Raw genomic sequence first — 13,813 nt, forward strand, 5'->3', positions numbered from 1 at the left:
CTCCTTGCGTAATTCTCCTCGCAAATGACGCGCAGGAGGTCCGATGTCCACTTTCGACAATCCGTTTGATCCCGATCGCAACCTGCGAGCCGGCTGTGCCTGTGGTCAGCATCAATCCGCAGCGGAGCATGAGCAAGCAACCGCATTGCGCTGCGCTCCCGTCGAGAGCGAAGAGAAGCGCTACGAGGGCGTCGTCGCCTCTGCCGTGATGCGCGCGATGTTTCCGCAGGATCTGGCGCGGCGCGCGTTTCTGAAATCGGTCGGGGCCTCCACCGCGCTGGCGGCGCTGTCGCAGTTTTTCCCGCTTCAGACCGCCACCGAAGTCTTTGCGCAAGCCGGCGCGCCGGAAAAGAAGGACCTCAAGGTTGGCTTCATCCCGATCACCTGCGCGACGCCGATCATCATGGCGGCGCCGCTGGGCTTCTATGCCAAGCACGGCCTCAACGTCGACGTGGTCAAGACGGCCGGCTGGGCGGTCATCCGCGACAAGACCATCAACAAGGAATACGACGCCGCGCACATGCTGGCGCCGATGCCGCTCGCGATCTCGCTGGGCTTAGGTGCCAACGCCATTCCGTTCGCAGTGCCCGCGATCGAGAACATCAACGGGCAGGGCATCGTGCTGGCGAGCAAGCACAAGGACAAGCGCGACCCGAAGGACTGGAAGGGCATGAAGTTCGCCATCCCGTTCGACTATTCCATGCACAATTATCTGCTGCGCTACTATCTCGCCGAACACGGGATCGACCCCGACACCGACGTGCAGCTGCGTTCGGTACCGCCGCCGGAAATGGTGGCAAATCTGCGCGCCGACAACATCGATGGTTTCCTCGCGCCCGACAACATCTGCCAGCGCGCGATCTATGACGGCGTCGGCTTCATGCATCTCTTGTCCAAGGAAATCTGGGACGGCCATCCCTGCTGCAGCTTCGCCGCCAGCCGCGAGTTCATCACGACGGCACCGAACAGCTTTGCGGCGCTGACGCGTGCGATCGTCGATGCCACCGCCTATGCGTCGAAGGCGGAGAATCGCAAGCAGATCGCCGAGGCAATCGCGCCGGCGAACTACATCAACGCGCCGGTGACGGTGCTGGAACAGGTCCTGACCGGCACCTATGCCGACGGCCTCGGCGGCGTGAAGACGGATGAAAAGCGCGTCGATTTCGACCCGTTCCCCTGGCAGTCCTTTGCGGTGTGGATGCTGACGCAGATGAAGCGCTGGGGCCAGATCAAGGGCGACGTCGACTACAAGGCCGTCGCCGAGCAGGTCTATCTCGCCACCGACACCAGGAAGCTGATGACCGAGATGGGCCTGGCACCGCCAGCCGGCAGCTACAAATCATTCGCGGTGATGGGCAAGACTTTCGATCCGGCCAAGCCGGAGGATTATCTGGCGGGCTTCAAGATCAGGAAGGCGTCGTGAGCGGCCGCGATGTGCCTCCGCTGTCGTCCCGGCGAAGGCCGGGACCCATAACCTCAGGGCGGAGTTTGGCGAATATACGTTGTTCGGTACTACGACCTTTCGACTCCGCTAGATCACGCGGTATGGGTCCCGGCCTTCGCCGGGACGACGGGTGGAGAGATCTTGCAATATGACCACCAGCTCCCTTCGTCTCCGCGCCGGCCTCGTCTCGATCGTGCTGCTCGTCGCGTTCCTCGGGGTCTGGCATCTCGCCGTGCGCTCGACGGCACCGGTGGCCACGATGAGCCCGGAATACGCCAAGCTGATGGGCCTGACCGCGACGCAGGGCAAATCCGCCATGCCCGGGCCGTTCGATGTCGGCGCAAAACTCTGGGAGCATTTGAAGAGGCCGTTCTACGACAACGGGCCGAACGACAAGGGGCTCGGCATCCAGCTCGGTTATTCCATTGCGCGCGTCGGCACCGGCTATCTGCTGGCGGTGCTGGTCGCGATTCCGCTCGGCTTTCTCATCGGCATGTCGCCGCTGCTCAGCAAAGCGCTCGATCCGTTCATCCAGGTGCTGAAGCCGATCTCGCCGCTGGCGTGGATGCCGCTCGCGCTCTACACCATCAAGGATTCCTCGATCTCCGCGATCTTCGTCATCTTCATCTGCTCGATCTGGCCGATGCTGCTCAACACCGTGTTCGGGGTCGCGAGCGTACGCAAGGAATGGATCAACGTCGCGCGAACGCTCGAGGTCGGAACGATCAGGCGCGCCTTCACCGTGATCCTGCCGGCGGCGGCGCCGACGATTTTGACCGGCATGCGCATCTCGATCGGCATCGCCTGGCTCGTGATCGTCGCGGCCGAAATGCTCGTCGGCGGCACCGGCATCGGCTACTTCGTGTGGAACGAGTGGAACAATTTGTCGATCACCAACGTCATCATCGCGATCCTGCTGATCGGGGTCGTCGGCATGCTGCTCGACCAGATCCTCGCGCGTTTCACGCGCATGGTCACGTTTCCGGAGTAGGGCTGTGACCGATAAATTCGTCTCCATCGAAGCCATCGCCAAGCGCTATCCGGGCGCCGGCGGCGTGACGACGACGATCTTCGAGAATCTGTGGCTGTCGATGGCGCGCGGCGAGTTCGCTTGCGTGATCGGCCATTCCGGCTGCGGCAAGACCACGGTGCTCAACATCCTCGCCGGCCTCGATGCGCCGAGCGAGGGCGCGGTGATCGTTGACGGGCAGGCCATTTCAGGGACGAGCCTCGACCGCGCCGTGATCTTCCAGAGCCATGCGTTGCTGCCCTGGCGCACCGTGCTCGGCAACGTCGCCTACGCCGTGAGCTCGAAATGGCGGAGCTGGGATCGCGCCAAGGTGAAGGCGCATGCGCAAACGTTTATCGATCTCGTCGGTCTGACGGGTTCGGAACATAAGCGACCTTCCGAGCTTTCCGGCGGCATGAAGCAGCGCGTCGGCATCGCGCGTGCGCTCTCCATCACGCCAAAGATGATGCTGATGGACGAGCCGTTCTCGGCACTCGACGCGCTGACGCGGGGCACGCTGCAGGACGAGGTGCGGCGCATCTGTCTTGAGACCGGGCAGACCGCATTCATGATCACCCATGACGTCGACGAGGCGATCTATCTCGCCGACAAGATCTTCCTGATGACCAACGGTCCCGGTGCGGTGCTGGCGGAAGTGGTCGAGAACCCGCTGCCGAGGGACCGCGGCCGCATCGATTTGCACCGCCATCCGCTTTACTACGCGCTGCGCAACCACATCGTTGATTTCCTGGTGATGCGCAGCAAGACTTTCGCCGCCGAGACGCCTGGTCACGATCCGCGCAATGTGCCGGTGGTGCGTATCGGCAAGCCCGGACTGACGATCGCGTCTGACGCCAAGTCGGAGCCGCTCAATGAGACGTCGTGGCCGGGCTTGGCCCGGCCATCCACGTCTTCCTAGTACAGCCAAGAACCTGGATGCCCGGGACAAGGCCCGAGCATGACGACAGCCAAGGAGACCCTGACATGAAACGCGAAGACCTCACCGAGAAGCTGCTCGACATCAAGCGCGAGAAGGGCTGGACCTGGAAATACATCTGCGAGCAGATCGGCGGCTATTCCGAGGTGCTGATAACAGGTGCGATCCTCGGCCAGATGAAATTGACCAAGCCGCAGGCCGCCAACGCCGCTGAACTATTCGGCCTGACGAAGGCCGAGACCACGATGCTGAACGAGACGCCGATGCGCGGCATGCCGATGCCGCCGACCGATCCCTTGATCTATCGCTTCTACGAGCTGGTCATGGTCAACGGTCCGGCCTGGAAGGCGCTGATCGAGGAGGAGTACGGCGACGGCATCATGTCGGCGATCGATTTCGACATGGTGATGGAGCGCCTGCCCAATCCGAAGGGCGACCGCGTCAAGATCACCATGAGCGGCAAATTCCTGCCGTACAAATATTACGGCGCCAGCGGCAATGTGCCGGAATATGGCTTCAAGGAGGGATAGCGATCCCTCCGTCATTCCGGACGCCGCGATAGCGGCGATCCGGAATCTCGAGATTCCGGGTTCGGTCCTGTGGACCGCCCCGGAATGACAGTGTGTGCGGATGCCTCTTTCGCCTTATTTCCCGGCCTTCACCTCGGCCGCCGCCACCGCGATCAGCTCGTTCATCTTGGCCCGAATCGCCTGTTCGGTGACGGCCACGTTCTTGGCGGCGAAATCGGCCATGACCTTGCGCAGGACGTCGGCGTCACCGGCTTCCTCGAAATCGGCCGCGACCACCTCCTTGGCATAGGCCGTGGCGGCATCGCCGGTGATGCCGAGCTTTTCGGCCGCCCACAGACCGAGCAGCCGGTTGCGGCGGGCTTCCGCCTTGAATTTCTGCTCCTCGTCGAGGGCGAACTTCTTCTCGAAGCCTTCCTCGCGCTTGTCCAACGTGCTCATGCCTTTTCCAATTCCCTGCTGACTGGACCCGGCTGGCCCTCGTTGCGAGAGCCCCGGTGCATGCCTAGATAGGGGGCACGAATCGGCAAAACAACGAGCCGTTAAGCCGCAGGCAAGGCGGTATAAGTTTGATGCCGGACGGCTGGATCGATTGTGCTGGGGGAGCCAATCGGATAGGTTGCCTCAGGCTGGGTTCCCGTTCTGTTTTCTCGGGTTCCAGGCCGTTCACGGCAGCTCCGCTGTGGGTCGTAGTCTCGTCAACCGGAGCACACCAAATACATGGATTTCAACAAAACACGGTACATCCCCATGAGCCGTCGGCGTCGCATTTATGAAGGCAAGGCAAAGGTTCTTTACGAAGGCCCGGAGCCCGGTACCCTGATCCAGCACTTCAAGGATGACGCCACCGCGTTCAATGCAAAAAAGCATCAGGTGATCGAGGGCAAGGGTGTCCTCAACAACCGGATCTCGGAGTACCTGTTTCAGCACCTCAACGACATCGGGGTGCCGACCCATTTCATCCGCCGCCTCAACATGCGCGAGCAGTTGATTCGCGAAGTCGAGATCGTGCCGCTGGAAGTGGTGGTGCGGAACGTTGCCGCCGGTTCGCTGTCGCAGCGCCTCGGCATCGAGGAGGGCACGCAGCTGCCCCGCTCGATCATCGAGTTCTACTACAAGAACGACCAGCTCAACGACCCCATGGTGTCGGAAGAGCACATCACCGCTTTCGGCTGGGCGACGCCGCAGGAGATCGACGACATCATGGCGCTTGCCATCCGTGTCAACGACTTCCTTACCGGTCTCTTCCTTGGCATCGGCATCCGTCTCGTCGACTTCAAGATGGAGTGCGGCCGGCTGTTCGAGAACGATATGATGCGGATCATCGTCGCAGACGAGATCTCGCCGGATAGCTGCCGTCTGTGGGACATCAAGTCGAACGAGAAGCTCGACAAGGACCGTTTCCGTAGGGATCTCGGTGGGCTGCTCGAGGCCTATACCGAAGTCGCCAAGCGACTCGGCATTCTCATGGAGAACGAGCGTCCGGCGGGCTCCGGCCCGGTGCTGGTGAAGAGCTAAGAGGGATCTGACGTGAAGGCACGTGTTACCGTTACGTTGAAAACGGGCATCCTCGATCCGCAGGGCAAGGCGATCGAGGGTGCGTTGAAGTCGCTCGGCGTCGACGGCGTCGCCAGCGTTCGCCAGGGCAAGGTGTTCGACATCGAGCTCGCCGGCGCGGACAAGGCGAAGGCGGAGGCGGCCTTGAAGGACGCCGCCGACAAGCTTTTGGCGAACACCGTGATCGAGAATTACCGGGTCGAGCTGATCGGGTGAACGGGATGGCTCACAGCCATCCGACCTGACGAAAACGCCAGTACAGCGCGCCGCAGGCCGTCAGCATCACGCCGAGCAGCGTGTAATAGCCGTACTCCCAGTCCAGCTCCGGCATGTGCTTGAAGTTCATGCCGTAGATGCCGGCCAGCGCGGTCGGGATCGCGATGATCGCGAGCCAGGAGGCAAGCTTCTTGGAGACCGCCGTCTCCTGGGCCTGGCCGACCAGCAGGCTCGCTTCAAAGGCGAAGGCCAGCACCTCGCGCATCGAATCGATCCGTTCCTGGATATTCCTGACGTGGTCGGTGACGTCGCGGAACAGCGGCTGCATCGTCGCGCGCACCATCGCCAGCTCGTCATGCTCGAGCCGGCGGCAGACCTCGACCAGAGGGCCGATCGCGGTCCGGAGCCGCAAGAGGTCGCGGCGCAGCATGTAGAGCCGTTCGATCTGCGCCTTGCTGATCGCCTTGGAGAGCACGTCATCCTCAATGCTCTCGACTTCTTCGTGAATGCTCTCGAGCACGGGCGAGTAGTTGTCGACGATAAAATCGAGGATGGCGTAGAGGATGTAGTCCTCGCCGCGCGCGAGCGCTCGCGGGCAGCTTTCGCAGCGTTCGCGCACCGGCGTGTAGGACGTCGACGCGCCGTGGCGCACCGAGACCAGATAGCCTTCGCCGACGAAGATGTGCGTCTCGCCGAAGGCGATCCGGCCCTCGATCAGTTGCGCGGTCCGCGCCACGATGAACAGGGCCTCGCCATATTGCTCGATCTTCGGTCGCTGATGGGCGTGGTTGGCGTCCTCGATGGCGAGCTCGTGCAGGTCGAACTGCTTCTGCACCGCGCTGAGCAGCGCCATGTCGGGCTCGTGCAGCCCGATCCAGACCACGTGGCCGGGCTTCGCCCGCCAGCTCGAGGCTTCGCTGATGGCGATATTGGCGACGCGCCGGCCATCGACATAGGCACCGGCGGCGATGACGCCCTCGGTGGACACCGGCTCGGAGGGGAATGTGGGCAGCGACGGGACATTCATGGCTTTAATCCCGGGCGAATCGATCGGCCGAATGGCGGGCTATGGCCTGTGCACAACGCTCGCTGCCGAGGCTAGCACTGGTAAAATCCCCGTCAAATGGATATGTCTGCTGGCGATTTGGCAGCCGTGCCAGCCCCATTCCAATCCTCGTTCGGAACCTCTGCCATGAAAGCCGCCATCCTCGTCTTTCCCGGAATCAACCGTGAGCGCGACATGGCGCGCGCCTTGAGGCTGATCTCGGGCAGCGAGCCCGCGATGGTCTGGCACGCCGAGACGTCGCTGCCTAATGGCACCGACCTCGTGGTGGTGCCCGGTGGGTTCTCCTATGGCGATTATCTGCGCTGCGGCGCGATTGCGGCGCGGGCGCCGGTGATGGACGCAGTGCGCGACTATGCGGCCAAGGGCGGCCTCGTGCTGGGCGTCTGCAACGGCTTTCAGATCCTGTGCGAGTCCGGCCTCTTGCCCGGCGTCCTGATGCGCAATGCGCGGCTGAAATTCATCTGCCACGACGTGCATCTCCGCGTCGAGCGCTCCGACACGCCGTTCACGCGCGGCTACAATGCAGGGCAGGTGATCCGCGTGCCCATCGCGCATGGCGAGGGCAATTATGCGGCGGACGCGGAGACCATCAAGCGGCTCGAGGGGGACGGTCGCGTGCTGTACCGCTATTGCTCGGCCGACGGCGCGATCGACGATATCAGCAACATCAATGGCGCCGCGCAATCCATCGCCGGCATCGTCAACGACAAGGGCAACGTGCTCGGCATGATGCCGCATCCGGAAAACCACGTCGAAGACATTATGGGCTGCACCGACGGCCGCGGCCTGTTCGCCGGTCTCACCGCGCATCTGGAAAAGGCCGCGTGATTAGGTTCGTGCTGAAGCGGCTGTCGGCCGCTGTCGCCGTCGTTACGCTCGCGACGGCCGCGTTCGCGCAGGATTTTCCCAAGCGTCCCGTCACGATGATCGTTCCGTTCGCGGCTGGCGGTACGTCCGACGTGATCGCGCGCACGGTTGCCGAGCAGATGGGCATCGCGCTCGGCCAAACCATCGTGATCGAGAACGTCGCCGGGGCCGGCGGCTCGACCGCACTGGCGCGCGCCTCCCGTGCCGAGCCTGACGGCTACACCATTGCAATCGGCAATGCAGGCACCAACGCCGCGACCTATACGATCTATCCAAAACTGCCGTTCACGCCGGACTCCTTCGTGCCGATCGCCATGGTGGCGAAGACGTTCGGCATCATCGCCGTGCGCAAGGATTTTCCGGCAAAGGACCTGAAAGAGTTCATCGCCTACGCCAAGGCCAACCCGGGCAAGATCAATCTCGGCCATGCCGGCGTCGGCTCTTCGAATTACCTTATCTGCAAGAGCTTCATCACGGCCGCCGGCATCGACGCGACGCTGGTCGGCTATCGCGGCGCCGCGCCCGCGCTCACCGATGCGATCGGCGGCCAGATCGACGGCGTCTGCGATGCGGCAGCCTCGGTCTCGCAGTCGATCAACGAGAAGCTGGCGCGCGGGCTCGTGGTCGGCTCGACCGTCCGGCTCGCCACAGTGCCCGACCTGCCGACGTCAGCCGAAGCCGGACTGCCCGAATTCGAAGCGCAGGGCTGGAACGGCCTGTTCGCGCCCAAGGGCACGCCTCCGGCAATCATCGCCAAGCTGAATGCAGCTGCACGCACGGCGGTCGAAACCGACGCGGTGAAGAAGCGCTTTGCCGACCTCTCGACCGTGGCCCCCGATGCCGACGAGCACACGCCCGAGGTGCTCCAGAAGCTCGTGACGCGCGACGTCGAGAAGTACCGCAAGATGCTGGCGGACGACGCCAAGCCATAGCTAGCGCCTCTTCAGCCGCTCCGCCGGCACCGTCATCGCGGCGACGCCCGCCATGACCAGCAGCAGTCCCAGCGCCAGGTTCGAGGGCACGCTCTCGCCGAGCAGCAGCACGGAGAGGCCCACGCCGATCGGAATGCGCAGATAGCCCTGCGCATTCGTCGTCAGCGTGCCGAGCCGTCCCAGGCACATGTAGAACAGCATGAGCCCCAGGGCGCTGGAGACGATGCCCTGACGATGGTGGCTGTGATCGCGGTCGGCGTCGGGTGCAGCGTCCAGGGCTGGTCGATGATCAGCGAGGGCGGCAGCAGCACGAGGCCGCCGAACAGGAGTGAGCCGGCCGCCACCACCATCGGGTCGTATTCGGACAGCCGCAGGCCGAAGATCGTGGCGCAGGCGAACGAGATGGTGGCGAGCAGGATGGCGATCTCGGCCACGATTTCGCTGCCGAAGCCGCGCAGCGCATCCAGGCCCACGATGACGATGGTGCCGGCAAGGCCGAGGAGCGCGCCCGCGAGCTTCAGCAGCGTTGCCGGCTCGTGACGCGTGATCAGCGAGGTGATCAGAAAGGCGAAGATCGGCGTGGTCGAAGCCAACACCACCGTGTTCGACGCCGGCACATATTGCTGCGACCAGGTGATGATCAGGAACGGAAAGGTCGAGTTGATCAATTGCTGGGTTGCGAACAGCTTCCAGGCCTTCCCGTCGGTCGGGATCCTGACGCCGCGCATCCACAGGATCGCGAACAGGAACGCGGCCGCGATCAGCGACCGCGCTGAGATGAAGGTGATGGGCGGGATCGTGTCCAGCGCGAGCTTGGCCAGCGGATAGGTTGAGCTCCAGCAGCAGGCGAGCGCGACGAGCAGCGCATAGTCGCGCCAGTTGCGCGCGCCGGCGGCGGGCATGGACGGCAATTGCGAGGCAGTGGCGCGAGCCGTCGGCGGTGTGCTCTGCGGCACCTTGATGTTGCTCCCCGGCGCGACAGCGCTGGACACAAGTCTGGGCGAGGGGGCGCCAAAAGGGAAGGCGGCGAGCTATGCGTTTGGCTGCAGTGCCGGCTTCCGCTTCACCCGCTTGATCGTGCCGGAGAAGGTGAAAAGGGGCCGCCCGCCTGACGTCAGCTTGCCGCGCAGGAAGATCAGCGAGCCGCCGGCGCGGGAAACTTCGCCGACACACTCGATCAGCTCGCCCTCGCGTGCCGCGTCGAGGAAGTCGCAGGCGAAATTCGTGGTCACGGCTGGTCCATCCAGCTCGTGAGTCGCGATCGCGAACAGGCAATAGTCGGAAAATGCCATGAAGCAGCCGCCATGGACGTTTCCGGAGCCGTTGAGGTGCTTCTTCTCGACCCGGAACGCCGAGCGGACGCTACCGTCGTCCTCGATCTTGTGCCAGAACGGGCCGATATGGCTCTCAAAACTGTCGCGAATCCAGGTCCGCCAGCCCTGGAATTCCCCATCGGTGGCGACGTGGAGGTCGGGGCGGCGAGGCGGGGGCGCTTTGGTCAATTCATGCAAGGAAATGGGCCTTCAATTGCGGGTCTTTTGCCCTTAAATCCGATCTGTCCGCGCTGTGCAATTCCTGTTCCCGCAGCCCCCGGCCGCAAAACGTGGGACAGCGGGAAAATGCGCCATAAAGGGCTTTTCCAACCCGTCCGATCTTCCTAAGAACGGCCAACCGCCGTCGAAAGCCTCGAATCCATGAAGAACGAACCCAAGATCACCCCCGAGCTGATTGCCGCCCACGGGCTCAAGCCCGATGAATATGAGCGCATCCTGAAGCTGATCGGGCGGGAGCCGACCTTCACCGAACTCGGCATCTTCTCGGCGATGTGGAACGAGCACTGCTCGTACAAATCCTCGCGCCTCCATCTGAAGGGCCTCCCGACCAAGGCGCCCTGGGTGATCCAGGGCCCGGGCGAGAATGCCGGCGTGATCGACATCGGCGACGGCCAGGCCGTGGTCTTCAAGATGGAGAGCCACAACCACCCAAGCTACATCGAGCCGTACCAGGGTGCGACCACCGGCGTCGGCGGCATCTTGCGCGACGTCTTCACGATGGGCGCGCGGCCGATCGCCTGTCTCAACGCGCTGAGCTTCGGCTCGCCCGAGCATGCCAGGACGCGGCACCTCGTCTCGGGTGTCGTCGCCGGCGTCGGCGGCTATGGCAACTCCTTCGGCGTGCCGACGGTCGGCGGCCAGGTCCGCTTCCACACCCGCTATGACGGCAACATCCTCGTCAACGCTATGGCGGTCGGCCTCGCCGATACCGACAAGATATTCTATGCGGCCGCCTCCGGCGTGAACATGCCGATCGTCTATCTCGGCTCCAAGACCGGGCGCGACGGCATCCACGGCGCGTCGATGGCCTCGGCCGAGTTCGACGACAAGTCCGAAGAGAAGCGTCCGACCGTCCAGGTCGGCGATCCCTTCGCCGAGAAGCTGCTGTTGGAGGCCTGTCTCGAGATCATGGAGAAGGGCTGCGTCATCGCGATCCAGGACATGGGCGCGGCGGGGCTGACCTGTTCGGCGGTCGAGATGGGCGCCAAGGGCGACCTCGGCGTCGATCTCGATCTCGATGCGGTGCCGACCCGCGAGATCGGCATGAGCGCCTACGAGATGATGCTCTCGGAGAGCCAGGAGCGCATGCTCATGGTGCTCAAGCCCGAGAAGGAGAAAGAGGCCGAGGCGATCTTCAAGAAGTGGGGCCTCGATTTCGCCGTGGTCGGCTACACCACGCCGAGCAAGCGCTTTGTGGTCAAGCATGGCGGTGACGTCATGGCCGATTTGCCGATCAAGGAGCTCGGCGACGAGGCGCCGCTCTATGACCGCCCGCATGTTCCCTCCGCCGCTTTGCCGGTCGTGCATGCGCGCGAGGTGGCGGCGCCGATGGGGCTCGGTGCCGCGCTCGAAAAGCTGATCGGCACGCCCGATATGTGCAGCAAGCGCTGGGTCTGGGAGCAGTACGACCACGTCATTCTCGGCAACACCATGCAGCGCCCCGGCGGCGATGCCGCTGTGGTGCGCGTGCAGGACGGCCCGAAGGGCCTGGCGCTGACCGTCGACGTGACGCCGCGCTATTGCGAGGCCGATCCCTATCAGGGCGGCATGCAGGCCGTGGCGGAAGCCTGGCGCAACATCACCGCGGTCGGCGGCAAGCCGCTTGCGATCACCGACAATCTCAATTTCGGCAATCCTGAACGGCCCGAGATCATGGGCCAGTTCGTCGGCTGCCTGAAGGGCATCTCGGAAGCCTGCCGCACGCTCGACTTCCCGGTCGTGTCCGGCAACGTCTCGCTCTACAACGAGACCAACGGCCGCGCGATCCTGCCGACGCCCTCGATCGGCGGCGTCGGCCTGCTCGACGATTTCACCAAGTCAGCCTCGCTCGCCTTCAAGGCTGAGGGCGAGGCGATCCTCCTGATCGGCGAGACTCACGGCTGGCTCGGCCAGTCGGTCTATCTGCGCGACATCTGCGGTCGCGAGGAGGGTGCGCCCCCGCCGGTCGACCTCGCGGCGGAGAAGCGCAACGGAGACTGCGTGCGCGGCATGATCCATGCGGGCACCGCGACCGCCGTGCACGATCTCTCCGACGGCGGCCTGCTGATCGCGCTTGCCGAGATGGCGATGGCGAGCGGCATCGGCGCAAAACTGCTCGCGGCGCCGACCGCGCTGGTGCCGCAGGCCTATTGGTTCGGCGAGGACCAGGCGCGCTATCTCGTCACTGTGCCTGAGACCGAGGCCGGCCGCGTGCTCGCGAAGATGCGCGGCTGCGAGGTGCCCTGTGTGCGGATCGGCACCACTGGCGGCGACGCCGTCGCGATCGCGGGCGAAGCGCCGGTAATGATCGAGGCGCTGCGAACCTCGTTCGAGCGCTGGCTGCCGGAGTTTATGGGCGGCAAGGCGGCGTAGGGCGCGTCCGCAGACTCCGTCATTGCGAGCGCAGCGAAGCAATCCAGAGTCTCACGGCCGAAGCAGTCTAGATTGCTTCGTCGCAAGAGCTCCTCGCAATGACAATGGAAAGAGCTCGGCCTCACAACACGTGCGAGGCCCCCGGAATTTTCCGCAGGGCCGCAGTCAGTCCCCAGCTCAGGATCACCGTGAGCACGAAGCCGATCGTGGCTTTCACGATCGCAGGCCAGCTGTAATCGAACAGCGCGTACTGGATCCACAACGCGATCGGGTAGTGCACCAGGAAGATGCCGTAGGCATCCGCCTGCATGCGGTCGAGCAGGTTCGGGCCCGGCGACTTCTGGTGCAGGAAGAAGGCGAGGATCGCGAGCAGGATTCCGGCCGAAAACAGCACGAAGAACATGCCGTAGATCGCCTGGTACCAGTGCGGCTGCGGGTCTGGATTGCCCAGAACTTCGCGCTTGATGTAGATCATGCCCCACATCAGGCAGTAGGGGATCAGCGTGGCGAGCACCCACAGCCAGCGCTGTTTCGGCAACTGGCCGCCGGCGCTGAGGATACCGCGATCGAAATTCGCAGCTCCAACACTGACGCCGATGAAGAAATAGGCGAAGTAGAGCAGGACGCGGCTCGCCTGCACCGAAAACGGCCCGAACTCGAACCATTTGCTGCCGCCGAAATAGAGCAGCGCCGGCACGTAGGCGATTGTCGCGACGACCACGAGCAGCAGCCAGAATACGGCCGGCTGGTCGAATCCGCGCAGCGAGACGCGGTTGCCGGGATCGACCAGATGCGCGGAGACCCGGTAGAGCAGGCTCGCGGTCAGGTCGAATGCCAGCAGCACCCACACGAACCAGATCGGGCCGCTCGGCCACGGGCCAACCGAGATCGTCTTCCACCAGAACGCCGTGAAGCCCAGGCCCGGATCGTGCCGCAGCGCGATCGCGTAATAGGCGAGCGGGATGACCGTGAGCGCCGCGATCGCGAACGGCAGCCCGAGCCGCAACAGGCGGTCACGGAGAAAGACTGACGGCGCCTTGCGCGCGATGCCCGGCCAGGTGAACAGTCCTGACAGGAAGAAGAACATCGCCATGAAGAAGCTGTCGGTGGCCAGCACGACGATGTCGAAACCGGCCCAGAAGGCCGGATCGGTGTGCCCGAAATAGGTGTAGGGAATGACGGCGTGGTGCAGCAGCACCACCAGCGTGAGGAAGGTGCGGGCACGATCGAGCGACAGATTGCGCGCCTTGGCCTTCGGCGCCGCGTGCGCCTCTGCCCCGATCGTCGCTGAATGTGACATCGTCATCGTGGCCGCCCCGGTCGCGCTTCTATCCCGGCCGGACTTTGCCGCCG

13 protein-coding genes and 1 pseudogene are annotated in these 13,813 nt (G+C 64.0%); 9 read left to right on the top strand and 5 right to left on the bottom strand.

The annotated features are described in order from the left end of the window. Window positions 1–43: 43 nt before the first annotated feature. From ABIC03_RS11925 to cynS, 4 genes are all read left to right on the top strand, one after another. A complete protein-coding gene (locus tag ABIC03_RS11925; protein WP_354058241.1) occupies window positions 44–1,423 on the top strand; it encodes a CmpA/NrtA family ABC transporter substrate-binding protein in 1,380 nt (459 codons plus the stop codon). A 169-nt stretch (window positions 1,424–1,592) separates the two neighbouring features. Continuing rightward, complete coding sequence (gene ntrB, locus ABIC03_RS11930; RefSeq protein ID WP_354058243.1) at window positions 1,593–2,435, top strand: nitrate ABC transporter permease; 843 nt, start codon at window positions 1,593–1,595, stop codon at window positions 2,433–2,435. Between the two features lie 4 nt (window positions 2,436–2,439). Continuing rightward, window positions 2,440–3,372: an ABC transporter ATP-binding protein gene (locus tag ABIC03_RS11935; RefSeq protein ID WP_354058245.1), complete on the top strand. Its 933-nt coding sequence runs from the start codon at window positions 2,440–2,442 to the stop codon at window positions 3,370–3,372. A gap of 65 nt (window positions 3,373–3,437) precedes the next feature. After that, complete coding sequence (gene cynS, locus ABIC03_RS11940) at window positions 3,438–3,920, top strand: cyanase (RefSeq protein ID WP_007612142.1); 483 nt, start codon at window positions 3,438–3,440, stop codon at window positions 3,918–3,920. Window positions 3,921–4,034: 114 nt separating this feature from the next. Here cynS and ABIC03_RS11945 read toward each other — a convergent pair whose 3' ends face one another. Beyond that, on the bottom strand, window positions 4,035–4,358 hold the full coding sequence (locus ABIC03_RS11945; protein WP_018455521.1) for a DUF1476 domain-containing protein: 324 nt from the start codon (window positions 4,356–4,358) through the stop codon (window positions 4,035–4,037). A 309-nt stretch (window positions 4,359–4,667) separates the two neighbouring features. On the opposite strand from ABIC03_RS11945, the gene purC reads away from it, so the two are divergent. Together purC and purS are read left to right on the top strand one after the other, a co-directional pair. Then, complete coding sequence (gene purC, locus ABIC03_RS11950; RefSeq protein WP_171944915.1) at window positions 4,668–5,435, top strand: phosphoribosylaminoimidazolesuccinocarboxamide synthase; 768 nt, start codon at window positions 4,668–4,670, stop codon at window positions 5,433–5,435. Between the two features lie 12 nt (window positions 5,436–5,447). Beyond that, window positions 5,448–5,690: a phosphoribosylformylglycinamidine synthase subunit PurS gene (gene purS, locus ABIC03_RS11955; protein WP_007602264.1), complete on the top strand. Its 243-nt coding sequence runs from the start codon at window positions 5,448–5,450 to the stop codon at window positions 5,688–5,690. Between the two features lie 10 nt (window positions 5,691–5,700). Here the strand turns inward: purS and ABIC03_RS11960 are convergent, their stop codons facing one another. Beyond that, the gene (locus tag ABIC03_RS11960) at window positions 5,701–6,717 is read right to left on the bottom strand and encodes a magnesium and cobalt transport protein CorA (RefSeq protein ID WP_354058248.1); all 1,017 of its coding nucleotides are present in this window, start codon (window positions 6,715–6,717) and stop codon (window positions 5,701–5,703) included. A gap of 165 nt (window positions 6,718–6,882) precedes the next feature. Between ABIC03_RS11960 and purQ the strand changes: the two genes are divergently transcribed. After that, window positions 6,883–7,584: a phosphoribosylformylglycinamidine synthase subunit PurQ gene (gene purQ / locus ABIC03_RS11965; RefSeq protein ID WP_354058250.1), complete on the top strand. Its 702-nt coding sequence runs from the start codon at window positions 6,883–6,885 to the stop codon at window positions 7,582–7,584. Next, the gene (locus ABIC03_RS11970; protein ID WP_354058252.1) at window positions 7,581–8,555 is read left to right on the top strand and encodes a tripartite tricarboxylate transporter substrate binding protein BugD; all 975 of its coding nucleotides are present in this window, start codon (window positions 7,581–7,583) and stop codon (window positions 8,553–8,555) included. The genes purQ and ABIC03_RS11970 overlap by 4 nt, the downstream gene beginning before the upstream one ends. Here ABIC03_RS11970 and ABIC03_RS11975 read toward each other — a convergent pair. Together ABIC03_RS11975 and ABIC03_RS11980 are read right to left on the bottom strand one after the other, a co-directional pair. Next, a pseudogene (locus tag ABIC03_RS11975) lies at window positions 8,556–9,511 on the bottom strand (DMT family transporter). 75 nt (window positions 9,512–9,586) lie between these two features. Further along, window positions 9,587–10,066, bottom strand: a complete 480-nt coding sequence (locus ABIC03_RS11980; protein ID WP_275170072.1) for a PaaI family thioesterase — start codon at window positions 10,064–10,066, stop codon at window positions 9,587–9,589. A 183-nt stretch (window positions 10,067–10,249) separates the two neighbouring features. On the opposite strand from ABIC03_RS11980, the gene purL reads away from it, so the two are divergent. Continuing rightward, window positions 10,250–12,460: a phosphoribosylformylglycinamidine synthase subunit PurL gene (gene purL / locus ABIC03_RS11985; RefSeq protein ID WP_354058254.1), complete on the top strand. Its 2,211-nt coding sequence runs from the start codon at window positions 10,250–10,252 to the stop codon at window positions 12,458–12,460. A gap of 121 nt (window positions 12,461–12,581) precedes the next feature. Here the strand turns inward: purL and ABIC03_RS11990 are convergent, their stop codons facing one another. Beyond that, window positions 12,582–13,760 (bottom strand): acyltransferase family protein, encoded by a 1,179-nt coding sequence (locus ABIC03_RS11990; protein ID WP_354059627.1) that lies wholly within the window; start codon window positions 13,758–13,760, stop codon window positions 12,582–12,584. Window positions 13,761–13,813: the final 53 nt, after the last annotated feature.

Source organism: Bradyrhizobium sp. RT6a (assembly GCF_040547675.1).
Classification (GTDB): Bacteria; Pseudomonadota; Alphaproteobacteria; order Rhizobiales; family Xanthobacteraceae; genus Bradyrhizobium.